The organism is Streptomyces lavendulae subsp. lavendulae (assembly GCF_002803845.1).
GTDB lineage: Bacteria > Actinomycetota > Actinomycetes > Streptomycetales > Streptomycetaceae > Streptomyces > Streptomyces lavendulae.
Genome location: NZ_CP024985.1, coordinates 6,370,969 through 6,397,553, shown reverse-complemented (window position 1 = coordinate 6,397,553; position 26,585 = coordinate 6,370,969). Strand labels below are relative to the sequence as shown.

23 protein-coding genes are annotated in these 26,585 nt (G+C 73.8%); 6 read left to right on the top strand and 17 right to left on the bottom strand.

Features of this window, described 5'->3' with window-relative positions:
- The first annotated feature begins 37 nt into the window (after positions 1-37).
- The 3 genes from SLAV_RS28580 (at position 38) to SLAV_RS28570 (ending at position 1,692) form a co-directional block, all read left to right on the top strand.
- A complete protein-coding gene (locus SLAV_RS28580) occupies positions 38-379 on the top strand; it encodes a DUF952 domain-containing protein (RefSeq protein ID WP_030240223.1) in 342 nt (113 codons plus the stop codon).
- A 91-nt stretch (positions 380-470) separates the two neighbouring features.
- Positions 471-962: a Rieske (2Fe-2S) protein gene (locus SLAV_RS28575; protein ID WP_234333912.1), complete on the top strand. Its 492-nt coding sequence runs from the start codon at positions 471-473 to the stop codon at positions 960-962.
- A gap of 28 nt (positions 963-990) precedes the next feature.
- Positions 991-1,692, top strand: a complete 702-nt coding sequence (locus tag SLAV_RS28570) for a nucleotidyltransferase domain-containing protein (protein ID WP_030240229.1) — start codon at positions 991-993, stop codon at positions 1,690-1,692.
- Between the two features lie 4 nt (positions 1,693-1,696).
- Here the strand turns inward: SLAV_RS28570 and SLAV_RS28565 are convergent, their stop codons facing one another.
- From SLAV_RS28565 to SLAV_RS28500, 14 genes are all read right to left on the bottom strand, one after another.
- Positions 1,697-2,449, bottom strand: coding sequence for a nucleotidyltransferase domain-containing protein (locus SLAV_RS28565; protein WP_030240230.1), 753 nt, complete (start codon positions 2,447-2,449; stop codon positions 1,697-1,699).
- Between the two features lie 3 nt (positions 2,450-2,452).
- On the bottom strand, positions 2,453-3,493 hold the full coding sequence (locus tag SLAV_RS28560) for an ADP-ribosylglycohydrolase family protein (protein ID WP_037688951.1): 1,041 nt from the start codon (positions 3,491-3,493) through the stop codon (positions 2,453-2,455).
- Positions 3,490-4,179 (bottom strand): NUDIX hydrolase, encoded by a 690-nt coding sequence (locus tag SLAV_RS28555; RefSeq protein WP_051841467.1) that lies wholly within the window; start codon positions 4,177-4,179, stop codon positions 3,490-3,492. The genes SLAV_RS28560 and SLAV_RS28555 overlap by 4 nt, the downstream gene beginning before the upstream one ends.
- Before the next feature lie 113 nt (positions 4,180-4,292).
- Entirely contained in the window at positions 4,293-5,381 is a 1,089-nt protein-coding gene (locus SLAV_RS28550) for an AAA family ATPase (protein WP_030240238.1), read from the bottom strand.
- Positions 5,378-5,986 carry a nicotinamide riboside transporter PnuC gene (pnuC, locus tag SLAV_RS28545; RefSeq protein WP_051841465.1) on the bottom strand — a complete coding sequence of 203 codons (609 nt, stop codon included), beginning with the start codon at positions 5,984-5,986 and terminating at the stop codon, positions 5,378-5,380. The genes SLAV_RS28550 and pnuC overlap by 4 nt, the downstream gene beginning before the upstream one ends.
- A 139-nt stretch (positions 5,987-6,125) precedes the next feature.
- Positions 6,126-7,442: a pseudouridine synthase gene (locus SLAV_RS28540; RefSeq protein ID WP_030240244.1), complete on the bottom strand. Its 1,317-nt coding sequence runs from the start codon at positions 7,440-7,442 to the stop codon at positions 6,126-6,128.
- Positions 7,442-8,059, bottom strand: a complete 618-nt coding sequence (gene scpB, locus SLAV_RS28535; protein ID WP_030240245.1) for an SMC-Scp complex subunit ScpB — start codon at positions 8,057-8,059, stop codon at positions 7,442-7,444. Before scpB ends, SLAV_RS28540 begins: the two co-directional genes overlap by 1 nt.
- Complete coding sequence (locus tag SLAV_RS28530; protein WP_030240248.1) at positions 8,056-9,027, bottom strand: segregation and condensation protein A; 972 nt, start codon at positions 9,025-9,027, stop codon at positions 8,056-8,058. The genes scpB and SLAV_RS28530 overlap by 4 nt, the downstream gene beginning before the upstream one ends.
- Positions 9,028-9,258: 231 nt before the next feature.
- Positions 9,259-9,768: a hypothetical protein gene (locus SLAV_RS28525; RefSeq protein ID WP_078950692.1), complete on the bottom strand. Its 510-nt coding sequence runs from the start codon at positions 9,766-9,768 to the stop codon at positions 9,259-9,261.
- On the bottom strand, positions 9,753-10,871 hold the full coding sequence (locus tag SLAV_RS28520; RefSeq protein WP_078950693.1) for a ParA family protein: 1,119 nt from the start codon (positions 10,869-10,871) through the stop codon (positions 9,753-9,755). Before SLAV_RS28520 ends, SLAV_RS28525 begins: the two co-directional genes overlap by 16 nt.
- 368 nt (positions 10,872-11,239) lie before the next feature.
- Entirely contained in the window at positions 11,240-12,355 is a 1,116-nt protein-coding gene (gene ald / locus SLAV_RS28515; protein ID WP_030240255.1) for an alanine dehydrogenase, read from the bottom strand.
- 152 nt (positions 12,356-12,507) lie between these two features.
- Positions 12,508-14,472: a tetratricopeptide repeat protein gene (locus SLAV_RS28510; protein ID WP_234333913.1), complete on the bottom strand. Its 1,965-nt coding sequence runs from the start codon at positions 14,470-14,472 to the stop codon at positions 12,508-12,510.
- A gap of 163 nt (positions 14,473-14,635) precedes the next feature.
- On the bottom strand, positions 14,636-15,274 hold the full coding sequence (locus SLAV_RS28505; RefSeq protein ID WP_030240259.1) for an NUDIX domain-containing protein: 639 nt from the start codon (positions 15,272-15,274) through the stop codon (positions 14,636-14,638).
- A 73-nt stretch (positions 15,275-15,347) separates the two neighbouring features.
- Positions 15,348-16,994 (bottom strand): CTP synthase, encoded by a 1,647-nt coding sequence (locus SLAV_RS28500; protein WP_030240261.1) that lies wholly within the window; start codon positions 16,992-16,994, stop codon positions 15,348-15,350.
- Positions 16,995-17,456: 462 nt separating this feature from the next.
- Between SLAV_RS28500 and SLAV_RS28495 the strand changes: the two genes are divergently transcribed.
- The 3 genes from SLAV_RS28495 (at position 17,457) to SLAV_RS28485 (ending at position 22,382) form a co-directional block, all read left to right on the top strand.
- On the top strand, positions 17,457-19,286 hold the full coding sequence (locus SLAV_RS28495; protein ID WP_199922236.1) for a glycoside hydrolase family 15 protein: 1,830 nt from the start codon (positions 17,457-17,459) through the stop codon (positions 19,284-19,286).
- A 69-nt stretch (positions 19,287-19,355) separates the two neighbouring features.
- Complete coding sequence (locus SLAV_RS28490) at positions 19,356-20,738, top strand: FAD-binding oxidoreductase (RefSeq protein ID WP_030240265.1); 1,383 nt, start codon at positions 19,356-19,358, stop codon at positions 20,736-20,738.
- Positions 20,739-20,759: 21 nt separating this feature from the next.
- The gene (locus tag SLAV_RS28485; RefSeq protein ID WP_030240267.1) at positions 20,760-22,382 is read left to right on the top strand and encodes a PucR family transcriptional regulator; all 1,623 of its coding nucleotides are present in this window, start codon (positions 20,760-20,762) and stop codon (positions 22,380-22,382) included.
- Between the two features lie 61 nt (positions 22,383-22,443).
- On the opposite strand, the gene SLAV_RS28480 is transcribed toward SLAV_RS28485, so the two are convergent.
- The 3 genes from SLAV_RS28480 to SLAV_RS28470 all read right to left on the bottom strand — a co-directional run bounded on the left by SLAV_RS28480 (position 22,444) and on the right by SLAV_RS28470 (position 26,525).
- The gene (locus SLAV_RS28480; RefSeq protein ID WP_030240270.1) at positions 22,444-23,568 is read right to left on the bottom strand and encodes a glycosyltransferase family 4 protein; all 1,125 of its coding nucleotides are present in this window, start codon (positions 23,566-23,568) and stop codon (positions 22,444-22,446) included.
- Between the two features lie 236 nt (positions 23,569-23,804).
- Positions 23,805-25,532: a DNA repair protein RecN gene (recN, locus tag SLAV_RS28475; protein WP_030240272.1), complete on the bottom strand. Its 1,728-nt coding sequence runs from the start codon at positions 25,530-25,532 to the stop codon at positions 23,805-23,807.
- Between the two features lie 93 nt (positions 25,533-25,625).
- The gene (locus SLAV_RS28470; protein ID WP_030240275.1) at positions 25,626-26,525 is read right to left on the bottom strand and encodes an NAD kinase; all 900 of its coding nucleotides are present in this window, start codon (positions 26,523-26,525) and stop codon (positions 25,626-25,628) included.
- Positions 26,526-26,585 lie beyond the last annotated feature (60 nt).

Genomic DNA, 26,585 nt, shown 5'->3' with positions numbered 1-26,585 from the left:
ACACCGCTTCGGCGCCCGCTGCGGTAGAACCACCGGCATGATCTTCCACATCGTCCCGCTCGCCGACTGGAGCGCCGCGCCCGAGCTCCCGTACGCCCCTGCCTCCCTGGCCGCGGAGGGTTTCGTGCACTGCTCGGCGGACCGCCCGACCGTCCTCGCCATCGTCGAGGCCCACTACCGGAACGCCCCCGGCACCCTGCTCGCGGTGGAGCTGGACGAGGCGGCCCTGACCGCCGAGGTCCGCCGGGAGCCCGGTTCCGACGGCCGCTACCCCCACGTGTACGGGCCGCTGAACCGGGACGCCGTGGTGCGCGTGTGGGAGGTGGTACGCGTCCCCGACGGCCCTGCGGACCTCCGCCCCCGGCAGTCGGCGGGGTGAAGCGGAACCGGAGGGTGTGGCGGGCTTCTCCCGGAGCCCGGCACGCGTCAGGATGCTGCTCGCCATCCCGGCCCCCCATCGAGGAGTCCCCATGACCGACCCGAATCCGATGAGCGACACCGCGTCCACCGCCCGCCGCACGGTACTGGCGGCCGGCGCGGCCGCCCTGGCCGGCGGCACGCTCGCCGCGTGCGGCGGTGGCGGAGGCGGTACGGAGAAGCCCGCCCAGGATTCCGGCAGCGCGCCGAGCGCGGCCGCGTCCCCCGGCGAGGCCTCCGGCTCCGCCACGGGCAAGACCCTGATGAAGTCCTCGTCGGAGGTCCCGGTCGGCGGCGGCGTCGTCCTCAAGGACCAGAAGCTGGTGGTGACCCAGCCCACGGCCGGATCCTTCCGCTGCTTCTCCGCGGTCTGCACGCACGAGGGCTGCCTGGTGAGCAAGCCCGAGAACGGCGTGATGCACTGCCCGTGCCACGGCAGCGAGTTCCAGGCCTCGGACGGCGCGGTCGTCAAGGGTCCGGCCACCCGGCCGCTCCCCGAGAAGAAGATCGCGGTGGCGCCCGACGGGACAATCTCGCTCGCCTAGCGGGCTCCGGGGCGCCTAACCTCCCCGGATGGACGACCTCACCCTGGTACGGGACCACACGATCTACGCCTGCGTGATGGGCTCCCGTGCCTTCGGGCTGGCGACGCGGGCGAGCGACACCGACCGGCGCGGTGTCTTCCTCGCCCCCACCCCGCTGTTCTGGCGGTTCGAGAAGCCGCCGACGCACGTGGAGGGGCCCCGGGAGGAGGAGTTCTCCTGGGAGCTGGAACGCTTCTGCGAACTGGCCCTGCGCGCCAACCCGAACATCCTGGAGTGCCTGCACTCTCCCCTGGTCGAACGGCTCACCCCGGCCGGCGAGGAACTCCTCTCCCTGCGCGGGGCGTTCCTCTCCCGCCGGGCCCACACCAGCTTCAGCCGCTACGCCGTCTCCCAGCACGGCAAGCTCCTCGCGGACGTCCGCCTGCACGGCGCCCCGCGCTGGAAGCACGCCATGCACCTGCTGCGGCTGCTGATCTCCTGCCGCGACCTGCTGCGCACGGGCCGCCTGACGATCGACGCGGGCCCGGACCGCGAGGGCCTGCTCGCGGTCAGGCGCGGCGAGCGGACCTGGGAGGAGGTCGACGCCTGGATGGCCCGCCTCACCGAGGAGACCGACGCCGCCCTCACCACGACCCCGCTCCCCGCGGAACCGGACCTCCCGCGCGTGGCGGACTACCTCCGGCGCACCCGCCGCGCCTCGGCCGCCCTGGACCCGGCTCCGAGGGGCTAGCCGGTCACCGCGCCAACGGCTCCCGGCACCGCACCACGAACGCGTCGAGCGCCCCGTACGCCCCCGCCTCCCCCGGCAGTCCCGTCGCCGCCTGCGCCGCGTCGAGCACCGCGTGCAGCGCCTCGTAGGGCGCCGTCACGGCGGGACCGTCGTACCCGCCGTGCTCGGCGGTCACCTTGGCCTCGATCAGCCCGGCCAGCCACGCGGGGGCCTCGGGCACCTCCCCGAGCAGCGTGGGCAGGTGCGCCTGCACCTCGCCCGAGCGCATCAGGTGGATGCCGGTGAGCAGGGCGCGGAAGGCGTAGAGGAGCGGCTTCAGTTCGCCGCCGCGCTCGAAGAGCCGCCACTGGGTGGTGGCGAACCCGCGGTAGTGGTGGGCGTGGTGGGAGGTGAGCACGCCGGGCGCCAGCGCCACCAGCTCCTCGTGCTCGGGCGTCGTGTGGACCACGAGCGGCGAGAGCAGCTGCTCCAGTACGTAGCCGTTGCGCTTGAGCATCAGGCGGACGAACTTGCGCAGGTCGTGCGTGACGAGGTCCATCTCCACCCCGTCGTGGTCCCACATCCGGGTCCGGGTCTCCTCCGGCTCGCGCAGGCCGAGCAGCGCGGCCGCCGGCAGCAGGTGCGCGCCGCGCAGGTCGACGTCCGAGTCGCGGGAGGGGAAGCCGTAGAGGTGGGCGCCCGAGACCGTGGCGAAGAGCAGCGGGTCGGGCTGACGGCTCACGACGGGCGTCAGGTCGAGGGTCATCGCGTCGAGCACGGCTCACGCGTCCCAGAGGGTGCCGAACGAGAGGAGCTCGTCGCGGTACTCGATGCGGCCCTCCCAGTCGCGGGGCCAGACGTCCGCGCCGAGGTGGGCGCCCGCGAAGGCGCCGGCCAGGCAGGCGATCGAGTCGGAGTCGCCCGCCGTGCAGGCGGCGCGGCGCAGGGCGAGGAGGGGTTCGTCCGGGAAGAGGAGGAAGCAGTGCAGGGCGGTGGCCAGGGCCTCCTCGGCGATCCAGCCCTCGCCGGTGGCCAGGCAGGGGTCGGTCTCCGGGGACGGGGTGCGCAGCGCCGCCGCGAGGCGGTCCAAGGCGGCCAGGCACTCGTCCCAGCCCCGGGCGATGAACGACTCCGGCGAAGCGTCGGAGGCGGTGCGCTGCCAGAGGTCGCCGAGCCAGCGCTCGTGGTAGCGGGTGCGGTTCTCCAGGGCGTACGAGCGCAGCCGTCCGACCAGGCCCGTCACCTCGGTGCCCCGGGCCAGCAGGTGGACCGCGCGGGCCGTCAGGTCGGAGGCGGCCAGGGCGGTGGGGTGGCCGTGGGTGAGGGCCGACTGGAGCTGGGCGGCGCCCGCGCGTTCCTCCTCCGTCCAGCCGGGGACCAGGCCCACCGGCACCACGCGCATGTTCGCGCCGCAGCCCTTGGAGCCGGTCTGGCTGGCGTCGCGCCAGTCCCGCCCGGGGTGGTCGAGGAGGCGGCAGGCGACCATGCAGGTGCGGCCGGGGGCCCGGTTGTTCTCCGGGGAGTGGTACCAGTCGACGAACTCCTCGCGGACCGGCCGGGCGAGCCGCAGCGGACCGACCGGGCCGCGTTCGGCGGCGGTGCGCATGCCGCGCGCCAGGGCCAGGGTCATCTGGGTGTCGTCGGTGACGAGGGCGGGGCGGGGCAGGGCCATCTGCCGCCACGGCCCGGTCTTGGCCAGGATGGACGGCACGTCGTTGAACTCGGTCGGGAAGCCGAGGGCGTCGCCCAGGGCGAGGCCGATCAGGGCGCCGGTGGCGGGGCGCTTGCCCGCTATCGGGCGCGCCGGCATCGGGGTGGTCATCGGGCGGGGCCTTCCGTGGGGCGGAGCAGGGGCGGGTGGAGGGCGGTGGCCGGTCCCGCCCGGTAGAGCGCGGCGGGTTTGCCGCGGCCGCCGGTCAGCCGGGCGGCGCCGGGGACGGCCTCGACGAAGCCGGGTGTGGCGAGGACCTTGCGGCGGAAGTTGGGGCGGTCCAGGGCGGTGCCCCAGACGGTCTCGTACACGGCCCGGAGCTCCCCGAGGGTGAACTCGGGCGGGCAGAAGGCGGTGGCCAGGCAGGTGTACTCCAGCTTGGAGCCCACCCGCTCCCGCGCGTCCGCCAGGATCCGCGCGTGGTCGAAGGCCGGCTGCGTCACCTCCCCGACGGGGACCCAGCGCGCCCGGTCGGCGTCCCCGCCGCCCTCCGCGGCCGGTTCGGGCATGTCGGGGACGAGCGCGGTGAAGGCCACCGAGACCACCCGCATCCGGGGGTCCCGGTCGGGTTCGCTGTAGGTGCGCAGCTGTTCCAGGTGGAGGGAGTCGACCAGGGAGGGGGCCAGGCCCGTCTCCTCGGCGAGTTCGCGGCGGGCCGCCGTCTCGGCGGACTCGCGCGGCAGGACGAAGCCGCCGGGCAGGGCCCAGGCGCCCGCGTACGGTTCCTGCCCGCGCCGGATCAGCAGGACGTGCAGGACGCCGCCGCGCACGGTGAGGACCGCGAGGTCGACGGTCACCGCGAACGGCTCGAAGGCGTACGGGTCGTAGGGCGCGGGCCCGGTCCCGGTCCCGCCCGCGCGCGCGGCGTCCGGATCACCGCCGCCGTCCCCGCGGCCCGCCGCGGCCGCGCTCACCGTCGCTCCGGGAGGGGGGCCGCGAACTGCCAGCCCTCCTCCAGCAGGGCGTCGACCGCCGCGACGGCCGTCTCCAGCCGGTGGCGCCGGTCCCCGCTCACGACCAGGAAACGCCTTCCGGTGCGCGCGAGTTCCCGCCGGAAGCGGGCGGTCATCCACGGTCTCAGCTGCGGCCCGTCGCGCAGCCCGTCGTCCTCGAAGGGCACCCCGGTGTCGTCCGTCAGCAGGTACAGGTCACGGCGGGTCAGCTCGGCGATCTTCTCGACCTCCCGGTTGCGCCCGCCCATGTACCGCTCGTGCCAGATGCCGGTCGCGAAGGAGTCGGTGTCGCAGAAGAGCACGGGCGAGCCCAGCCGGGCCGCCCGCTCCTCCGCCGCGTCCTGGCGGCGGGCGATCACCGGGAACTCCTCCGAGGTGAAGGCCACGTCCGTCCAGGAGGCGGCCGGGTCCGCCGCGCGGGCGGCGGCGAGCTTCTCCTCGCTGTACTCGCGCCCGTACTCGGCGACCCAGCCGGTCTTCGCCCACACCCCGCCGCGCCGCCGGTAGTGCGCGGCCAGCTCCCGGGAGAGGGTGGTGGTCCCGGTGGACTCGGCGCCGAGGACCACGACCCGCCGGGTCAGGGCGGCCCGTACGGCCGGGCCCAGGAACTCCCAGGTTCCGGCCGGGTCCGCGCGCACCGCCGTGCCCGACACCGGGAACAGGGTGCGCGCCGGGTCCACGCAGACCTCCTCGGCGCCGAACCGGCGCGCGAGCTCGGTCCCGTAGGCCTCGGAGGTGAAGACGGCGTCCACGCGCCGGCCCACCGCGCCGCGGAAGATCGCCATGTGCGCCTCCCAGACCGCCGGGTCGTGCAGGTCCACGGGGACGTCGTCCACCGCGCCGACCACCTCGGCGCCGGGGTGCGCCTCACGCATCCAGGCCACCCGGTCGGCGAGCGGCACCGACTCCACCGAGGCGGCGCACACCAGCACGGTGAGCCGCTCGCACTGGTCCTGGGCGGTGCGCACCAGGTGGTGGTGGCCCGCGTGCGGCGGGTAGAACTTGCCCAGGACCAGCCCGTGCCCGTAGCGCTTGCCGCCGCTCATGCCGCCGCTCCCACTGCCGTACGGGCGCCGGCCGCCGGGAGGCTGCGCCGCCAGCCGAGCAGTCCGGCCACGCACAGGGCGAGGAAGCCGACGTACAGGACCGAGGTCAGGTACAGGCCCTTGTAGGCGTAGAGCGGGATGTAGACGAGGTCGGCGGCGATCCACAGCCACCAGGACTCCAGGAGCTTGCGGCACTGGCCGTAGGTGGCCATGAGCGAGAGCCCGGTGGTGAGGGCGTCCGGGAAGGGGACGGTGGAGTCGCTGACCCCGCCGAGCAGCAGGGTCAGCGCGGCGACCGACACCGCCCCCGCCGCGAGCAGCCAGGCCCATTCGGTGGCCGTGGTGCGGCGCACCGGCAGGGCGTCGGCGGTTCCTGGTCCACCCCCGTGGGTCCAGGACCACCAGCCGTACGCGGCGAGGGCGATGAAGACGACCTGCAGTCCGGCGTCGGCGTAGAGCCCGGACTGCACGAAGAGCACGATGAAGAAGACGTTGTTGGCGATGCCGACCGGCCAGTTGGCGATGTGCTGACGGGCCACCAGAACGACGCACACGGCTCCGGTGACGAAGCCGAGCACCTCGGTCCAGCTGGTACTCCACCCCATGGCTGTAGCCCCACTTCCTTTAATAGTCACTCTGACTATAAACAGGTTCGGGGGTCCCGGACAAGACGGAAGCCCGCGGCGCCTTGGGGCGTCGCGGGCTTCCGGTGTGCTGCGGGGGTGCCGGTGTGCTGCGGGGGTCCTACAGACCGACCTCGCGCATCAGCATGCCGACCTCGGTGTTGGTCAGGCGGCGCAGCCAGCCCGACTTCTGGTCGCCCAGCTCGATCGGGCCGAACGAGGTGCGCACGAGCTTCTCCACCGGGAAGCCGGCCTCGGCCAGCATGCGGCGGACGATGTGCTTGCGGCCCTCGTGGAGGGTCACCTCGACCAGGTAGTTCTTGCCGACCTGGTCGACGACGCGGAAGTGGTCGGCGCGGGCGTACCCGTCCTCCAGCTCGATGCCGTCCTTGAGCTTCTTGCCGATGTCGCGCGGCAGCGGGCCCGTGATCGCGGCGACGTAGGTCTTCTTCACGCCGTACTTCGGGTGCGTGAGGCGGTGGGCCAGCTCACCGTGGTTGGTGAGCAGGATGATGCCCTCGGTCTCGGTGTCGAGGCGGCCGACGTGGAAGAGGCGGGTCTCCCGGTTGGTGACGTAGTCGCCGAGGCACTGGCGGCCGTCCGGGTCCTCCATGGTGGAGACGACGCCGGCCGGCTTGTTCAGCGCGAAGAACAGGAAGGACTGGGTGGCGACGGTCAGGCCGTCCACCTTGATCTCGTCCTTCGGCTGGACGCGCTTGCCCTGCTCCAGCACGATCTCGCCGTTGACCTCGACGCGGGCCTGCTCGATGAGCTCCTCGCAGGCGCGGCGCGAGCCCATGCCGGCACGGGCGAGCACCTTCTGCAGGCGCTCGCCCTCCTGCTCGGCGCCCGGGAAGGTCTTCGGGGTCTTGATCACGGGCTTGTCGGCGTACCGGTCGCGCACGCGCTCCTCGATCCGCGCGTCCAGCTCGCGGGGGCGGGACTGGCCGCTGCGGCTGCCGGGGCCGCGGCGCGGGCCGCCGGCCCCGCCGATGCCCGGGGTCTTGGAGGTCTTGGGGCCGCCCTTGGCACCGCCGCGGGCCGCCGCGCCACGGGCGCCGCCGCCACCCGCGCGGGGGCCGCTGCGGCCGCTGCGCTCGCCCTCGGGGCCGACGTCGTAGCGGCGCTCCTCGGGGCGGGGGTTGCGGGGGCGCTGGGGCGCCTGGTCGCGGTCGCGGTCGTAGCCGCCACCCTGGGAGCCGCCGGAGGAGGAGCCACCGCGGTAGCCGCCACCGCCGGAGGACGAGCCGCCGCGGTAGCCACCCCCGCCGGAGGAGGAGCCACCGCGGGAGTTACCGCCGCCGCCGGAGGGGGAAGGGGAGGAGGAGCCGCGGTAGCCACCGCCGGAGGAGGAGCCGCCGCGGGAGTTACCGCGTCCGCCACCACCGCCGCCGCTGTTCCTGTTGCCGCCGCCGTTGCCGTTGCCGCTGCTTCGCATCAAAGTTCCGTCGTCTTGTCGTCTTCATCGGTATCCGGTGCGTCCGGATCGAACGACGGAACACCCTCTTGCGTCTCTGCTTCGATCGCGTCCGCCTCGGGGAGGAAGGGCGCGAGCTCCGGGAGCTCGTCCAGGCCGCGCAGGCCCATCCGCTCCAGAAAGTAGTTCGTCGTCCTGTACAGGATCGCACCTGTTTCGGGTTCCGTGCCCGCCTCGGCCACCAGACCCCGCTGCAGGAGGGTCCGCATGACCCCGTCGCAGTTGACCCCGCGGACCGCCGAGACCCGCGATCGGCTGACCGGCTGGCGGTACGCGACGACCGCCAGGGTCTCCAGGGCCGCCTGGGTGAGACGGGCCTGCTGGCCGTCCAGGACGAAGGCCTCGACGGCGGCGGCGTAGGCGGGCCGGGTGTAGAAGCGCCAGCCCCCGGCGACCTCCCGCAATTCGAACCCGCGCCGCTGCGCCGTGTACTCGTCGGCCAGGGCGGCGAGGGCCGAGGCGACCTCGCGCGGGGCGCGCTCCAGCACCTTGGCCAGGTGCTCCACCGTCGCGGGCTCGTCGACCACCATCAGGACGGCCTCCAGGGCCCCCCTCAGGTCCAGCTCCTGCGCCGTCATTCGCGTACCTCCACTACCTGGTCGAACTCGTCGGTCACCGTCGGCATCCCGTCGCCGTCCCCGCCGCTCCAGCGCACCGTGAGCGTGAGCAGGGCGTCCTCCTGATCGAGGACGACGGCCTTCTCCCGGTAGAGCTCCAGGAGGGCCAGGAAGCGGGCGACGACCGTGAGGGTGTCGGGGGCGTCCTCGGTCAGCTCCTGGAAGGTGGCCTCGCCGCGCGCCTTGAGCAGGCGCACGACGTGCCCCGCCTGCTCCCGCACGCTGACGAGGGGGGCGTGGATGTGGTCGACGTAGACCTCCGGCTTCGCCTTCGGCTGCATGGCGCGCACCGCGAGGCGGGCGAAGCCGTCGGCGCCGATGGCGATGACCACGTCGGGCAGCAGCTCGGCGTGGTGCGGCTCCAGCCCCACGGTGCGGGGGTAGCGCCGGCCCTCGTCCTCGGCACGGGTCTCGAAGATCGCGGCGATCTGCTTGTACGCCCGGTACTGGAGCAGCCGGGCGAAGAGCAGGTCCCGCGCCTCCAGCAGGGCGAGGTCGGCCTCGTCCTCCACCTCGGCGGCGGGCAGCAGCCGGGCGGCCTTGAGGTCGAGCAGGGTGGCGGCGACCACGAGGAACTCGGTGGTCTGGTCGAGGTCGCCCTCGGGGCCCATGGCGCGGATGTGCGCCATGAACTCGTCGGTGACCTTGGACAGCGCGACCTCGGTCACGTCCAGCTTGTGCCGGGAGATCAGCTGGAGCAGCAGGTCGAAAGGCCCCTCGAAGTTCGCGAGCCGCAGGGTGAACCGTCCGTCACCGGCCGGCGCGGGCCCCTCCGGGAGCGTGGCGGGCCCGTCAGCGTCCCCCGGGGCCCGTCCGGCCCCCTGGTCACCCCCGGTCCCCCCGGGGCCCTCAGCGGGCGTCTCGGCGGCTCCTGGGCCGCGCCCCAGGCTCCGGCGGGCGGGGCGGGCGGCGGGGTGGTGGTGGGGCATCGCGGTCCAGGGTGGTACGGAGTGCGGCCGGACGGCCACGAGCAGCCTAGGCCCTGTCCGGGCGGATCCACGGCTAGGCCGGGTCGGGCCGGACGCCGGATCCACGGTCCAGGCCCGCCGGACGGATCCCGGCCGTACGGGACGCGCCCGGTCCGGGCAGCGGAGGTGCGGGGGGCGGCCGTCGGGGCGGGCGGCCCCGGGCCACCCGGGAGGGCCGGGCGGTAGCGGGGGTCAGCGGCCGCGGAGGCGGCGGACCAGGATGCTCGCGTCGCCGCGGGACTCCAGGTCCGCGAGGACCACCGCCACCGCCTCGCGCACGATGCGCCCGCGGTCGACGGCGAGCCCGTGCTCCCCGCGGAGCACCAGCCGGGCGTGCTCCAGGTCCATGAGCTCCTCGGCGGAGACGTAGACCGTGATCTTCTCGTCGTGCCGTTCCCGCCCGCTGGGCCGCCGGTTCGCGCCCCGGCCCTGCCCCTTGCCGGGCCGGGGCGAGGACGCCCCGGCGGCGGTGGCAGAACCTTCCTGCGGCCTGCGCTGGGCGCCCACCGCGGGATCGGCCTCCCGGCCGCCACGCGCGTCGCCCGTCGTCCTCGTCGTGCCGTCCGCCGGTGCCGCGTGCTCCGTCCCTCCGGCCGCGGACGCCTCCTCGGCGCCCCGCCGCGGCGAGGACGACTGGAGGGCCATCCCCCCGGTCGTACGGAACAGTTCGTCGGCTCCGGGCAGACTCACTCGGCGGGACACCGGGCGAGCACCTCCCTGGCCAGCTGGCGGTAGGCGGCGGCGCCGACGGAGTTGGAGGCGTACGTGGTGATCGGCTCGCCGGCGACCGTGGTCTCCGGGAAGCGCACCGTGCGGCCGATGACCGTGTGGTAGACGTGGTCGTCGAAGGCCTCGACGACGCGCGCGAGCACCTCGCGGCTGTGCACCGTACGGGAGTCGTACATCGTGGCGAGGATGCCGTCGAGCTCCAGCTCCGGGTTGAGCCGCTCCTGCACCTTCTCGATCGTCTCGGTCAGCAGCGCGACACCGCGGAGGGCGAAGAACTCGCATTCCAGCGGCACGATGACCTTGTGAGCCGCCGTCAGGGCGTTCACGGTCAGCAGGCCGAGCGAGGGCTGACAGTCGATCACGATGTAGTCGTAGTCGGCCATCAGCGGCTTCAGCGCCCGCTGCAGCGTCGACTCGCGCGCGACCTCGCTGACCAACTGCACCTCGGCGGCGGACAGGTCGATGTTGCTCGGCAGCAGGTCCATGTTGGGGACCGCGGTCTTCAGCAGCACCTCGTCGGCCGACATGCCCCGCTCCATGAGCAGGTTGTAGACCGTCAGGTCGAGTTCCATCGGGTTCACGCCGAGGCCCACGGACAGCGCGCCCTGCGGGTCGAAGTCGACGAGCAGCACGCGGCGCCCGTACTCGGCGAGCGCGGCACCCAGGTTGATGGTCGACGTGGTCTTGCCCACGCCACCCTTCTGGTTGCACATCGCGATGATCGTCGCCGGACCGTGGTCGGTCAGCGGACCCGGGATCGGGAAGTACGGCAGCGGGCGTCCGGTCGGGCCGATCCGCTCACGGCGCTGACGGGCAGCGTCGGGGGCGAGGGTGGCCGCGTACTCGGGGTCCGGTTCGTACTCCGCGTCGGGGTCGTAGAAGTGCCCTTCGGGCACGTTGTCGTAGTCGGCGAAACCCACGGGCTTTTCGCCGCTCAGGTCGCCGGCCCTGGAGTTCACGTCTAGGCCGTCCATGCTCTTTTGGGGCGTCGTCATGTGCTGGTGGTTTGCGAAGGTGCGGACTGCGACGGAGCCGACAGCTTCGAGCCCGGCAGGACCCTGGCCCCGCTCGGGCACGGTTGCTCGACCACCCCCAGGAGCAAATGTCGACTCATTCACAAGTCGTCTTACCTCCTCGGACGTGACCAGGACACTTATCGATAGGTCAGCGTTGCACCATGCCGACGGTTGGCGACTCTATGGCGTGTCACCGCCCAGCGGCAACACAATCCGCCGGACCCGGCACGATGTGTCGGCAACCGAACACCACTCTGTCAAGGGCGTGCGAGCTGTCGCTGTGAAGTTTCGCGGGTGCGCGAAAGGGTTAAAGGGTTACGTTCGAGGCGAGTTGAGCCGGGTCGTCGGCGGCTCCGCAAACGCCTCCGGCCGGACCTTGCGAGCAAGGTCCGGCCGGATACGTGAGATTGACGTCAGTCGTTGACGACTCAGCCGAGCAGCGTGCTCAGCTCAAGGGTCTGCAGGCCGTGGGCCTCGGCGACCGGACCGTAAACGACCTGGCCGTCATGGGTGTTGAGGCCCAGCGCGAGCGCCGGGTCACGACGCAGCGCCTCGACCCAGCCGAGGTTCGCGAGCTGCACGATGTAGGGCAGGGTCGCGTTCGTCAGCGCGTAGGTGGAGGTGTTCGGCACCGCGCCCGGCATGTTGGCGACGCAGTAGAAGACCGAGTTGTGGACCTGGAAGGTCGGCTCGGCGTGGGTGGTCGGACGGGAGTCCTCGAAGCAGCCGCCCTGGTCGATCGCAATGTCGACAAGGACACTTCCGGGCTTCATCTTGGCGACGAGCTCGTTGGTGACCAGCTTCGGGGCCTTCGCACCCGGGATCAGCACCGCGCCGATGACGAGGTCGGCCTCGACGACGGCCTTCTCCAGCTCGTAGGCGTTGGAGACGATCGTCTTGATCTTCGTGCCGAAGATCTTGTCGGCCTCGCGGAGCTTGTTGATGTCGCGGTCCAGCAGGGTCACGTGGAAGCCCATGCCGATGGCGATCTGCGCGGCGTTCCAGCCGGAGACGCCGCCGCCGATGACCACGCACTCGCCGGCGTGGGTGCCGGGGACACCGCCGGGGAGGACGCCACGGCCGCCGGCCGAGCGCATCAGGTGGTAGGCGCCGACCTGCGGGGCCAGGCGGCCCGCGACCTCGGACATCGGGGCGAGCAGCGGCAGCGCGCGGTTGGCGAGCTCGACCGTCTCGTACGCGATGGCGGTGGTGCCGGACTCCAGCAGGGCGTCCGTGCACTCGCGGGAGGCCGCGAGGTGCAGGTAGGTGAAGAGCGTCTGGTCCTTGCGGAGGCGGTGGTACTCCTCCGCGATGGGCTCCTTGACCTTCAGCAGCAGGTCCGCGGTCGCCCAGACCTCGTCGGCGGTGCCGAGGATCTCGGCACCGGCCGAGACGTACTCGGCGTCCGTGATCGAGGAGCCCACACCGGCGTTCTGCTCGATGAAGACCTGGTGGCCGTTGCGGACCAGCTCATGCACGCCGGCGGGCGTGATGGCGACCCGGAACTCGTTGTTCTTGACCTCGCGGGGGATGCCGACCTTCATCGTCGATCACGGTCCTTGGCTCAGGGGATATTACGGGGCACTTCCATACATACCCGCCCACAAGAACGCGCAACGGGATGCACCACGGGAAGCCGCGGTGAACCCAGTCTAATGAAGGATGAGTCGCTGTCTAGCCTTGCAAACCAATAATCTCAGTCGGAAGCACTACGGATTTCGCAGGCTGCGGGGTCATCTCCCAGCAATCTGTCGGCCGCCGACCTGTGCAGCCTGGCGGCCGCCGGGTCGCCCAGCCGGTCCAGCGTGTCGGCCAGCCGGACCTGGAGCGCGGCCTGGAGGCGCAGGTCCCCGGCCCGGCGCGCGAGCTCGATCGCGTCGCGGCAGGTGTGCAGCGACTCCGAGGGCCGTCCGGCGTACTCCTGGACCCGCGCCATCTCGCTCAACGCCTTTGCCTGGCCCGGGACATCGGCGAGCCTGCGGTACCCCGCGGCGGCCGCCCGCCAGCTGCGCAGCGCCTCCCCGTACCGGCCGGCGTAGGTGTGCACGTTGCCGAGCCGCCCGTACAGCCTGGCCTCGTCCGCCCGCTCCCCGCGCGCGAGAGCGTGGGACAGGGCGCGGCCGAACCAGTCGGAGGCCCGCGGCCAGTCCGCCAGCTCCTGGTACGCACCGCCTACGGATTCCATCGCGCGGCCCGTCGCGTACGGGTCGGCCGCGGCCTTTCCCGCGTCCAGGGCGGACCGGTACCGCTCCAGGGCCTCCTCGGTCCGCCCGGTCTCCGCGTCCAGATCGGCCAGGTTCAGCAGCGCGGCGGCCCGCTCGCGGTGCAGGCCGCGCCGCTCGGCCACGTCCAGGACCAGCCGGTGCAGGCCGTAGAGCTCGGGGGCGGCGGCCCCCGTGCCGCGGTGCGCGGCCAGCGCCCGCACCAGCGCGGCGACCAGCCTGCGGGCCAGCGTGTCCAGCCCGCCGTCGGCCACCGCCAGCTGGGCGGCGGCGGTCAGCGCGGGCAGCCGGGTGTCCAGCCAGGTGGCGGCGGAGCGCCGGTCGGGGAAGCGCAGGGCGCGCGGCAGCCCGTCGAGCCGCTCCCGCAGCAGGTCCTCGTCCTCCTCGGCCATGGCCCGGCAGGAGGTCAGCAGCCGTACGGTCCGCTCCAGCATCCGGGCCCGGGCCAGCTGCACCTCGGCGGGCCGCTCCTTGGCCTCCAGCAGGGCCTGGATGAGGGGGGCGAGGCAGCCCGGCAGCAGGAACATGCCGTCGGCGGCGTGGCGTACGAGGCCCAGCCCGGCGAAGTCCTCCAGGGTCGACTGCGCCGCGGCCACCGAGCAGCCGGCGAGGGCCGAGGCGGTGTGCGAGTCGAGGATCCCGGCGGGCGCGAGCGGCAGCAGCCGCAGGGTGCGCTGGGCGGGCTGCGGCAGGGACTCGTAGACCAGCCGGAAGGTGCGGGCCAGCGGGCCCGCGGTGCCGGCGGGCATGTCGTGGAGCTGCTTGGCCACGTCGGCGACGCCCGCCTTGGGGTGGGCGGCGAGCCAGCCCCCGGCGAGGGCCAGCGCGGCGGGCTGTCCCCCGCACTCCTCGGCGAGGCCTTCGGCGGCGCGCGGGTCGACGGTGACGCGGGTGTCCCCGATGAGCCGGGTCAGCAGCTCGACGGCGGAGGGGGTCTCCAGGCCGCCCAGGGTGCAGGGACGGACGTCCGGGATCCCGGTGAGCGGCCCTTCGGCGGTGACCACGACCAGGCACTCGGGGGTGTCCGGGAGCAGGGCGTCGACCTGCTGCGGGTCGGCGGCGTCGTCGACGAGCAGGATCGCCCGCCGCCCGGCGAGCGCCTCCCGCAGGGCCGCGCTCAGATCGTCCTCGCAGGCCCCGGGCGGGGTGGCGCGGCCGAGCCCCTCCAGCAGGGTGCGCACCGCCCGCTCGGTGGCGACGCTCTCCCCGCCGGGGGTGGTGAGCCGTACCCGGAGCAGGCCGTCGGGGTACTGGGGGGCGACCTCGCGCACGAACGCCTCGGCGAGGGCCGTCCGCCCGGAGCCGGGCCGGCCGGCGACGAGCAGCACCCGTGCGCGGGGCGCCTTGGCCTTGCGGCCCGAGAGGGTGTCGAGCCCGGTCCGTGCGATGTCCTCGCGCAGCTCCTTGAGCTCACGCCGCCGCCCGACGAAATCCGCCACGGATCCGCTCCTCTCCCTGCCTTCGGGTTGCGAGCGTAGTTCACGCAGAGCGACGACCCGTGGGGAGCGCGGCGGACAGATCGCCCGATCGGATCAGCGGATGGGCCTATTTTCCGACCTGCCCCTTTGCGGGGGGGCCGCCCCGGCCGGGCGCGGCGGGGGGCTACGCCGTGTACGGGCGGGCGGGCCACGGGGACAGGGCCGGGCGCAGGGAGTCCAGGCCGCCCTCGGAGACGAGGGCGGCGGAGGCCGCGAGGACCCCCGTCACCAGTCCCGGGTTGCCGAGCTCGCCCGCCAGGATCCCCCGGACCAGGTCCGCGAGCGGCACCCAGGCGACCTCCATGTCGGCCTCCTCCGAGGAGGACTCCTGGTACCGCTCCCCCTCCGCCTCCGCGACCCCGCGTGCCACGAAGATCCGGATCGCCTCGTCGGAGCCGCCGGGCGAGGCGAAGAAGTCGGCCAGCACCCGCCAGTCCTCCGCCTTGACGTGCGCCTCCTCGTACAGCTCGCGCTGCGCCGCGTGCAGCGGGTTCTCGCCGGGGACGTCCAGCAGGCCCGCCGGCAGTTCCCACAGCCGGTGCCGCACCGGGTGGCGGTACTGGCGGATGACCAGCGCCCGCCCCTCCTCGTCCAGCGCCAGCACGCACACCGAGCCGGGGTGCACCTGGTAGTCGCGGCGCACCACCGAGCCGTCCGGCATCCGCACCTGGTCCGAGGCGACCGCCGTCTTCGCCCCCTCGAACGGCCGCCGGGTCGCCAGCGTCTCCCAGGTCTCGGACGTGTCCTTGATGACGTTGCCCATGCCGAATGCCCTCCACAACGCACGACAGCCGGGATACGGATCTCCGTACCCCGGCTGCCTACGTTACCGAGCGTCAGGCCTTCTGCTGGCGCTCCACCGCGGCCTTGACCAGGCCCGCGAAGAGCGGGTGCGGCCGGGTCGGGCGGGAGCGGAGCTCCGGGTGGGCCTGGGTGGCGACCAGGTAGGGGTGGACCTCGCGCGGGTACTCGACGTACTCGACGAGCTTGTTGTCCGGGGAGGTGCCGGAGAAGACCAGGCCGGCCTTCTTCTCCAGCTCGCCGCGGTAGGCGTTGTTGACCTCGTAGCGGTGGCGGTGGCGCTCGTCGACGTACGCGTCGCCGTAGACCTCGCGGACGATGGAGCCCTCGGCCAGCTTGGCCGTGTACATGCCCAGACGCATGGTGCCGCCCAGGTCGCCCGCGCCCTCGACGAAGGCCAGCTGCTCCTCCATGGTCGAGATGACCGGGTGCGGGGTGGAGGCGTCGAACTCGGTGGAGTTCGCCTCCTCGATGCCCGCCAGGTTGCGCGCGGCCTCGATGACCACGCACTGCAGGCCCAGGCAGAGGCCGAGCAGCGGGATCTTGTTCTCGCGGGCGTAGGTGATCGCGCCGACCTTGCCGTTGACACCGCGGTCGCCGAAGCCGCCGGGGACGCAGATCGCGTCCACGTCGCCGAGGACCGCCGCCGCGCCGGCCGGGGTCTTGCAGTCGTCGGAGGTGACCCACTTGATCTGGACGCGGGCCCGGTTGGCGAAACCGCCGGCGCGCAGCGCCTCGGTCACCGACAGGTAGGCGTCGGGCAGGTCGATGTACTTGCCGACGAGCGCGACCTTGACCTCGTGGTCGGGGTTGTGGACCCGGTCCAGCAGGTCCTCCCACACCGTCCAGTTGACGTCGCGGAACGGCAGGTCGAGCTTGCGCACGACGTAGGCGTCGAGGCCCTCGGTGTGCAGCACCTTCGGGATGTCGTAGATCGACTTGGCGTCGATCGCCGCGACCACGGCCGCCTCGTCGACGTCGCACATCAGCGAGATCTTGCGCTTGATGGAGGTGGGGACGTCGCGGTCGGCGCGCAGCACGATGGCGTCGGGCTGGATGCCGATGTTGCGCAGCGCCGCGACCGAGTGCTGGGTCGGCTTGGTCTTCAGCTCGCCGGAGGGGCCGATGTAGGGCAGCAGCGAGATGTGCACGACGAAGACGTTGTCGCGGCCGACCTCGTGGCGGACCTGGCGGACGGTCTCCAGGAACGGCAGGGACTCGATGTCGCCGACCGTGCCGCCGACCTCGGTGATGACGACGTCGACGTCCGCGGTCGCCATGCGGCGGATGCGGTGCTTGATCTCGTTGGTGATGTGCGGGATGACCTGCACGGTGTCACCGAGGTACTCGCCGCGCCGCTCCTTGGCGATGACCTGCGAGTAGACCTGGCCGGTGGTGACGTTGGCCGAGCCGTCGAGGTCGACGTCGAGGAAGCGCTCGTAGTGGCCGATGTCCAGGTCGGTCTCGGCGCCGTCGTTGGTGACGAACACCTCGCCGTGCTGGAACGGGTTCATCGTGCCGGGGTCGACGTTCAGGTACGGGTCGAGCTTCTGCATCGTGACCCGCAGGCCGCGCGCCTTCAGCAGCGCACCCAGGCTGGAGGCCGTCAGCCCCTTGCCGAGGGACGAAGCGACACCCCCGGTGACGAAGATGTGCTTGGTCGTCATGGATTTGGGCGGCATCGCCAAGAGGGGGCTCCCGTGGTCGCGAGGTGAGGTGCGTCCGGCGCCGTTCCGCGGAGATCCCGGGAGGGTCTCAGGGGGCGCCGAAGCTGCGGTTTCGGGGCTCCTGATTCGCACAGGCAGACCACCGGTCCACGGGGTACCAGCCTATCAGCGCCTCGGCCGGTCTGCCTCCGGGCGCGCGGCGCGAGCACCGCCCACGGCGCTCCCATTACCGCCTCAAGACCGCCCTGACCTGGGCATTACTCCAGCTCACCCGTTCAGCCGAGTCACATTGTCCCAAGACTTCAGGAGATCACTAGGGTGCCGTCATACCCTGCTCGGATACCGCTGCACATCGCCGCCGAGCAGCCCGGCAAACGGCGTAACCGCGCCACTTCCGGCAATCTAGGGCTCAACGCGGGGATCCCTGCGCACAGGAGACCGCGCAACAGCGCATTGCAAGCGCCCTACGGGGCGGACGTGGCCGTTCGACTGGAGAGCAACGTGTCCGGGCGCATCGAGGATTACGCACTGATCGGGGACATGCAGACCGCGGCGCTGGTCTGCCGGGACGGGGCGGTGGACTGGCTGTGCCTGCCACGCTTCGACTCCCATGCCGTCTTCGCGAGCATTCTGGGCACCGAGGAACACGGGTTCTGGCGCATCGGTCCGGCCTTCGCGCCGGGCACCGAGCCCCCGCGGGCCGCCCGCCGCCGCTACCGGGGCGATTCCCTGGTGCTGGAGTCGGAGTGGGACACCCCCCGGGGGACCGTCCGCGTCATCGACTTCATGCCGCCCCGCGAGGACCACGCGCCGCAGCTGATCCGCATCGTGGAGGGGGTCAGCGGACGCGTCCCGATGCGTTCGGCCCTGCGGATGCGCTTCAGCTACGGCCGGGTCGTCCCCTGGGTCCACAAGGTCGACGGGCGCACCGTGGCCGTCGCCGGACCCGACTCGGTCTGGCTGGACTCCGGACCGGAGACCTACGGCAAGGACCTGACGACCTACTCCGACTTCACCGTCGGCCCCGGCGACCGGGTCGCCTTCGCCATCAGCTGGCAGCCCTCCCACAAGGGGGCCCCGGAGACCCCCGACGCCGAGGCGGCCCTGGAGGCCACCAGCGACTTCTGGCGGGAGTGGGTCTACCACTGCACGTACCACGGCCCCTACCGGGAGGCCGTGATCCGCTCCCTGATCACCCTCAAGGCGCTGACGTACGCCCCCACGGGCGGGATCGTCGCCGCGCCGACCACCTCCCTCCCGGAGGAGATCGGCGGCAGCCGCAACTGGGACTACCGCTACACCTGGCTGCGCGACGCGGCGATCACCCTGTCCTCGCTGCTGCGCACCGGCTACCGCGAGGAGGCATCGGCCTGGCGGGACTGGCTGCTGCGCGCGGTGGCCGGCGACCCGGAGAACCTGCAGATCATGTACGGGATCGCGGGCGAGCGGGAGCTGGGCGAGACCGAGCTGGACTGGCTGCCCGGGTACGAGAACTCGGCCCCCGTACGCGTCGGCAACGGCGCCGCGCACCAGCTCCAGCTGGACGTGTACGGCGAGGTCACCGAGGCCCTGCACCTGGGCCACATGACCGGCCTGGCCCGCAACGACTACGCCTCGGTCCTCCAGCTGAAGCTGATCCGCTACCTGGAGGCCCACTGGAACGAGCCGGACGAGGGCATCTGGGAGGTGCGCGGCCCGCGCCGCCACTTCGTGCACTCGAAGGTGATGGCGTGGGTGGCGGTGGACCGCACGATCAAGCTGATCGAGAGCGGGGACGCGGACGGACCGCTGGAGCGCTGGCGCGAGCTGCGCGACGAGATCCACGCGGACGTGTGCGAGAAGGGCTACGACCCGGAACGCAACACCTTCACCCAGTCCTACGGCTCGCGGGAACTGGACGCCTCGCTGCTGCTGATCCCGCAGATGGGCTTCCTGCCCCCCGACGACAAGCGGGTCATCGGCACGATCGAGGCGATCCAGCGCGAGCTCTCGACGCCGGACGGTTTCATCCTGCGCTACCCGACCGCCGGTGAGGAGGCCGGCGTCGACGGCCTGGAGGGGGACGAGGGCGCCTTCCTCGCCTGCTCGTTCTGGATGGCGGACGACCTGGCGATGATCGGCCGGGTCGACGAGGCCCGCCGGCTGTTCGAGAAGCTGCTGGCCCTGCGCAACGATCTGGGACTGCTCGCCGAGGAGTGGGACCCCAAGCTCCAGCGCCAGGTCGGGAACTTCCCGCAGGCCTTCAGCCACGTCCCGCTGATCGACACGGCCCTGCGGCTGACGGCGAGCGGGGCCTACGGAGGCTGACGCGCGACCCCGCACGTGCCCGCCTAGGCTGGAGGGGTCCTACGCCCCTCTCGGGAAGGGGGGGTGGCCATGGCACCCCTCTCGAAGGCGGGCACGGCCCTTGCCGCGCTCCGCGAGGATCTGTCCGGCGCCGTCTTCACCCCGGACGACGGCGGGTACGACGAGGTCCGCAGGGTGTTCAACGGCATGATCGACCGGCGGCCGGCCGTCATCGCCCAGTGCGAGGACGAGGCGGACGTGGTCACGGCGGTCCGCTTCGCCCGCGAACTGGACCTGCCGGTCGCGGTCCGCGGCGGCGGCCACAGCGTGGCCGGCACGGCCCTGGGAGACGGGGCGCTGGTCGTGGACCTGCGCCGGATGCACGAGGTGACGGTGCATCCGGCGGCGAAGGCGGTCCGGGTCGGCGGCGGCGCCACCATGAGCCATCTGGACCGGGCCTGTCAGCCGTACGACCTCGCCACCACCGGCGGCCGGGCCTCGACCACCGGCGTCGGCGGGTTCGTGCTCGGCGGGGGCTCGGGCTGGCTGGACCGGGCGTTCGGGCTGGCGGTGGACAACCTCATCGGGGCGGACGTGGTCACCGCCGACGGCACGTGCGTGACGGCGACCGCCGAGGACCACCCGGAGCTGTTCTGGGCGCTGCACGGCGGCGGCGGCAACTTCGGGGTCGTCACCTCCCTGACCCTGCGCCTGCACGAGCTGCCCGCGATGTCGATCGCGATGCTGCTGTACGCGCCCGAACGGGGCGCCGAGGTCACCGGCGTGTACCGGGAGCTCATCGCGTCGGGGCCGCGCGAGGCGAGCGGCGCCGTGATCTTCCTGACCGCCCCTCCCGAACCGTTCGTCCCGCCCCACCTGGTGGGCAGCCTGCTGTGCGCGGTGCTGCTGACCTACGCCGGCCCGGAGGAGGCCATGCGCCGGCTCGCCGCCCCGCTGCTGGCGGTGCCGCACGTGGCCGAGGTGGTCACGGCCCTCCCGTACGCCGACCTCCAGTGCATGCTCGACGACCCGCCGGGCCTGCGGAACTACTGGTCCGCCGAGTACCTGACGGGCCTGCCGGACGAGGCGGTCGACGCCTTCTGCTCCCGGGCCGGTTCCATGCCGGTCCCGACCGGCACCCAGCACATCCTGTTCCCGCTGGGCGGTGCCATCGCCGAGGGGCCGGACGGGTTCCCCGTCCCGTACCGGGGCTCGCCGTGGGCGGTGCACCCGTTCGCCATCTGGGAGGACCCGGCCGACGACGAGCGGTGCCGGCAGTGGGTGAAGGACGTACGGGCCGGCGTGGCGCCCTGGAGCAGCGGGGCGGTGTACCTGAACTTCACCGGCGACGAGGGCGAGGAGCGGGTGGCCGCGGGGCTCGGCACGGAGAACATGCGGCGCCTCGGGGCGGTGAAGCGGCACTACGACCCCGACAACGTCTTCCGCTTCAACCACAACATCAGGCCCGCGTGACCCTTTGGTAGCGTCCGCGATATGGACAACCAGGGCGGGATCACGGTTCAGCGGGCACTGGAGCTGCCGGGACTGCGCGGCGGTCTTCCGGAGGTGGTGGCCTGCGCCGACCGGCTGGGCCGGACCGTCCGCTGGGTGCACGCCGGGGAGGTCCCCAACATCGCCTCGCTGCTCAAGGGCGGGGAGCTGCTGCTGACCACCGGTCTCGGGCTGGGCACCCGGCCCGCCGAGCAGCGGGCCTTCGTACGCCGTCTCGCGGACCGGGGCATCGCCGCGCTGGTGGTGGAACTCGGCCCGCGGTTCACGCGGCTGCCGGCCACCATCGTGGAGACCGCGAAGGCCGCCGGACTGCCGCTGGTGCAGCTGCACCGCGAGGTCCCCTTCGTGGCCGTCACCGAAGAGGTCCACACCGAGATCGTCAACGGGCACTACGCGCTGCTCCAGCGGGCCGAGGAGGTCCACCGGCGCTGTACCGAGGCCCTGCTGGGCGGCGGCGGGATCCCGCAGGTGCTGCGCGTCCTGGCCGACTTCACCGCGAACCCCGTCTTCCTGGAGACCGCCGACGGCCAGCTGCTGTACGCGGCCGGGCCGGGGGCCGGGGACGCCGCCGCCGACCCGCTCCAGGTGTGGGAGGGCCTGCGCGGCCAGCGCGCCGCCGAGCCCTCGGCGACCGCGGTCGTGGTCGACGTGCCCGGCGGCGGCCACGGCACGGGGTCGGTCCGGGCCCGGGTCGTCCTGGCCGGGGTGTCGGCGCCGCTGCTGCCGGTCCACCGGATGGCGGCGGAACGCACGGCCGGGGTCCTCGCGGTCGTGCTCATGCAGGCCCGGCAGGAGGAGGAACTGGCCGCGCGCGGCCGGGGCGACTTCCTGACGGACCTGGCGGAGGGCCGCATCTCGGCCGAGGACGCCCCGGCGCAGGCCCGGGTCCTGGGCTTCCGGCCCGGGACGGGCCCGCTGCTGCCGATCGTGATGCGGCTGTCCTCGGACCTCGGGGCCTCGGGGAACTGGGCCGTACTGGCCCGCGCCGTCCTGGAGGAGCTCTCGTCCGTCGGGGTGCCGGTGCTGCTGGGCGTCCGCCCGGTGGAGGGGCGGGTCCCGCTGCTGGTCTCGCTGCGCGCCGAGTCGGAACGCGCGGCGGTCGCCGACCGGGTCGCGGCCGCGCTGCGCGCCGGGGTGGAACGGGCCGGGCTCGACCGGGCCGGGGCCCCGCCGGCGGTGGTCGTCGGCGTCCCGGGCAGCTGGGCGGCGGCCTCGGCCGGGCTGCGGCACGCCGCCGAGACGGCCACGGCGGCGCACGGGCTCCCGGCCCGCCCCTGGTACGACGCCCGGCGCCTGGACATCGACCTGCTGCTGTGGCGGCTGCGCGAGCACCCCGACCTGGCGGCGTTCGTGGACCGCGCGATCGGCGCGCTGCGGGTCCACGACGCGAACTCGCGGCCGCCGCTGCTGCCCACCCTGGAGACGTACCTGGCCCACGCGGGCCGCAAGGCGGAGACGGCCCGGGAGCTCCACCTGAACCGCCAGACCCTGTACAACCGCCTGGCCCGCATCTCGGAACTGCTGGGCACCGACCTGGACGACCCGGAAACGGTCCTCTCCCTGAGCCTGGCCCTCCGGGCCCGGAGGCACGCGACGCCTTCCTGAGGGGGCGGGGGGCGGGCGCGGCCTCCGGGCCGGCGTCGGCCGCAGGGACCCCTCGGCGAGGTCAGGGGCGGTGGCGTTCCATCAGTTCGTCGTAGACCGAGAGGACCTGGGCCACCGTCTCGTCCTCCGAGGGCCAGGTCGCGGCCTGGGCGCGGCCGGCGAGGGCGAGGGCCGCACGGCGGTCCGGGTCGTGGAGCAGGCCGGCCACCGCGCCGGCGAGGGCGCCCGGGTCCCCGTACGGGACGAGGACCGCCGCGTCGCCCACCAGCTCCGGGACCCCGCCGACCTCCGTGGCCACCAGGGCCACCCCGGCCCGCAGCGCCTCCTGGGCCAGCAGGGAGCGGCCCTCCCAGCGGCTCGGGAGCACCGCCACGTCGGCCGCGGCCAGCAGGCGGTCCGCGTCCCGGCGGCGGCCCAGCAGACGTACGGGGAGGCCCTCCGCCTCGATCCGCCGGGCGAGTTCGGACCGCAGCGGCCCCTCCCCCGCGATCACCAGCAGCGGGAGCGGGTCCAGCACCCGCCAGGCGCGGGCCGCGTCGAGCAGCAGGGCGTAGCCGCGGCGGGCCACGAGACTGCCCACGGCGATCACCAGGGGCCGTTCCACGGCGCCCAGTTCCGCCCGGGTCTTGCCGGCTTCGGCGGCCGGTTCGCCGGCCGTCGCGACGGGTACGGCCGGGGCGGCGAGGCGGGCGTCGCGGGCCCCGCGCCGCCGTGCCAGGTCGACCTGGTCGGAGGAGGCGCCCAGCACCACGGCGGCGGCCCGTGCCACGCGCCGTTCCAGCAGCCGGCTCAGCCGCCCGAGCGCGCCCGCGGGCTCGGGGGCGCCCCCGTGCCAGGTCACCACGAGCGGTACCCGCCGCCCGCCGCCGCGCAGGGCCAGCGCGGCCCGCATCCCGGCCCGCAGGCCGTGGGCGTGCACCACGTCGGCGCCCGCGCAGGCGGCCCGCAGGGCGCTCACCGCGTCCGGGGTGAACTGCGCGCCCGCGCCGGTGAAGTCGTACTCGCCCTCCGCCGCGACGGGGGCGCACACGGTCACCCGCACGCCCCGGGCGGCGAGCCCGGTCGCCAGGGACCGCACGTGCGCGCAGCTGCCCGCACCCGCGCCGCCGAGGACCTGGACGGTACGCAGCGGGGGCCGCCCGTACGGCTGTGCGGGAACCGGGAGGGAGACCGGGGAGCTGCTCACGGGCCGAAGCTCCAGGGTGAGGGGTCAGAGACGTCGCCCAGGATGCCAGTCCGCACGCGCGTTCCGGGACCATACGGGTGCGGATCCCGTGCGAGATACCGCCGTACGCCCCCCAGCCTCACCCACACGGGCTAGTTTCATGTCACCCCGACGCCCTTCGGACGCCGACGGGGGCCCGGAACGACGTGCGTTCCGGGCCCCCGTCGGTATCCGCCCGCGTGCGGGCGCGCGTTCGCTCAGGCGTCCGCGCGCGCCGCCTCCAGGAGTTCCTCCGCGTGGGCCCGGGCCGTCTGCGAGTCCTCCTGGCCGGCCAGCATCCGCGACAGCTCGCGGATGCGGTCCTCGCCCTCCAGGACGGTCACGCCGGAGCGGGTCACCGATCCGTCGACGGTCTTCTCCACGAGCAGCTGCCGGTCCGCGAAGGCCGCCACCTGCGGGAGGTGGGTGACGACGACGACCTGGGCAGACCTGGCCAGCTTCGCCAGCCGTCGCCCGACCTCGACGGCGGCCTTGCCGCCGACGCCCGCGTCGACCTCGTCGAAGAGGTACGTGGGCACCGGGTCGGAGCCGGCGAAGACGACTTCCACCGCGAGCATGACCCGCGACAGCTCACCGCCGGAAGCGCCCTTGGCGATCGGCCGCGGCTGGGCGCCGGGGTGCGGCGCCAGCAGCAGCTCGACCTCGTCCGCGCCCGAGGGCCCGTACGCGACCGGCCGCCCGCCGACCTCGACGCCCTCGGCGTCCTCCGTCTGGCGGATGTCGAAGGTCACCCGCGCGTGCGGCATGGCGAGGGAGGCGAGCTCGGCGGTCACGTCGGCGGCGAACCGCGCGGCGGCCTCGGTCCGGGCGTCCGTCAAGGCCTGGGCCAGGGCGGACAGTTCGCCGCGCAGCGCGTCGCGTTCGGCGGTGAGCTCGCCGATCCGCTCGTCGTCGCCGTCCAGTTCCAGCAGCCGCTTCGATCCCCGCTCGGCCCACTCCAGTACGGCTCCCAGCCCGCCCTCGGCGTCCCCGTACTTGCGCACCAGCTGGGTCAGCGCCGCCCGCCGCTCCTCCACCGCGGCGAGCCGCAGCGGGTCGGCGTCGAGGTCGTCGGCGTACCCGGCGAGTTCCCCGGCCACGTCGGCGAGCAGGATCCCGAGCTCCCCGATCCGGTCCGCGAGCCCGCCGAGTACCGGGTCGTGGGAGCGTACGGATTCCAGGGCCCGGTGGGCACCGGCGACGAGCGTGTTGGCGTCGACGCCCTCCGGGTCCTCCACGTCCCCGGCGAGGGCCCCGTGCGCCGCCTGCGCGGCGGAGGCCAGCGATTCGGCGTGCCCGAGCCGCTCGGCCTCCGCGGCCAGCTCGGCGTCCTCGCCGGGCAGGGGTTCCAGGGCGGCGATCTCGTCGAGGCCGAAGCGCAGCAGGTCCGCCTCCTGGGCCCGTTCCCGGGCCCGGGTGGTGATCTCGTCCAGCTCGACGGCGACGGCCCGCAGCCGCCGGTAGGCGCCCGCGTACTTCTCCAGGGGGGCGGCGACCGCGTCCCCGGCGTACCGGTCGAGGGCCTGCCGCTGCCGGGCGGGCCGCAGCAGCCCCTGCTGGTCGGTCTGTCCGTGGACGGCGACCAGGTCGTCGGCGAGCTCGCCGAGCAGCCCGACGGGGACGGAGCGGCCGCCGACGTGGGCGCGCGAACGCCCCTCGGCGGACACCGTCCGGCTGATCAGCAGGGCGCCCTCGTCGAGCTCGGCGCCGGCCTCCAGCGCGCGCAGCGCGGCGGGCGCGTCGGGGCGCAGCACGATGCGCCCCTCCACCACCGCCGCCTTGGCCCCGATCCGCACCAGGGCCGGGTCGGCGCGGCCGCCGAGCAGCAGCCCGAGGCTGGTGACGACCATCGTCTTGCCCGCGCCGGTCTCGCCGGTCACCGCGGTGAAACCGGGCGACAGCTCGACCACCGCGTCGTCGATGACCCCGAGCGACCGTATCCGCATCTCCTCAAGCACGGGACGACGATACCGAGGTTTCCCGGGTGCCATGTGACGTCACCCGCCCGGAGTTCTACGAACGCATGTGCTATTACGTGTTCAGTTGGTCTCGTGCGGGGCGCCCCGCCAGCCCGACACCGGCAGCGCGAACTTGGCGACCAGCCGGTCCGTGAACGACGCGTGGTGCAGGCGGGCGAGCCGCACCGGCACCGTGCCCCGGCGCACCTCGACGCGCGCCCCCGACGGCAGCTCCAGCGTCCGGCGCCCGTCGCACCACAGCGCCCCGTGCGGGGTTCCGTGCTGCACCTCCACCGCCAGCACCGAGGTGGGCGAGGTCACCAGCGGCTTCGCGAACAGCGCGTGCGCGCTGATCGGCACCATCAGCAGCGCCTCCACCTCCGGCCAGACCACCGGCCCGCCCGCCGAGAAGGCGTACGCCGTCGAGCCGGTCGGCGTCGCGCAGACGATCCCGTCGCAGCCGAAGCCGGTCACCGGGCGCCCGTCGATCTCCAGGACCACCTCCAGCATCCGCTCCGCCGACACCTTCTGGACGGCGGCCTCGTTCAGCGCCCAGTCCCGGTGCACCACGTCACCGTTGGTCCGCACGAGCACGTCGAGGGTCATCCGCTCCTCGACCTCGTACGACCGCGACACCACCCGGTCCACGACCTTGTCCAGGTCGTCCCGCTCTGCCTCGGCGAGGAAGCCCACCCGGCCCAGGTTGACGCCCAGCATCGGCACCCCCGAACCGCGCGCGAACTCCGCCCCGCGCAGCAGGGTCCCGTCCCCGCCCAGCACGATCAGCAGCTCGCACCCGTCGAACACCTTCGGCGTGCACTCGGCGACGAGCTCCACCTCGGGCGGCAGCGGCAGGTCCCGCGCCTCCTGCTCCAGCACCCTGACCCGCAGGCCCGAGCGCAGCAGACCGAGCACAACCAGCTCCGCGCTGCGGATGGCCGCCGGCCGCCCGGTGTGCGCGAGCAGGAAGACCGTCCGCACCTCCCCCTCCCGGTCCCCCGGGCCCCCCGAAACTGCCGAAACTGCCGAAACTGCTGACGC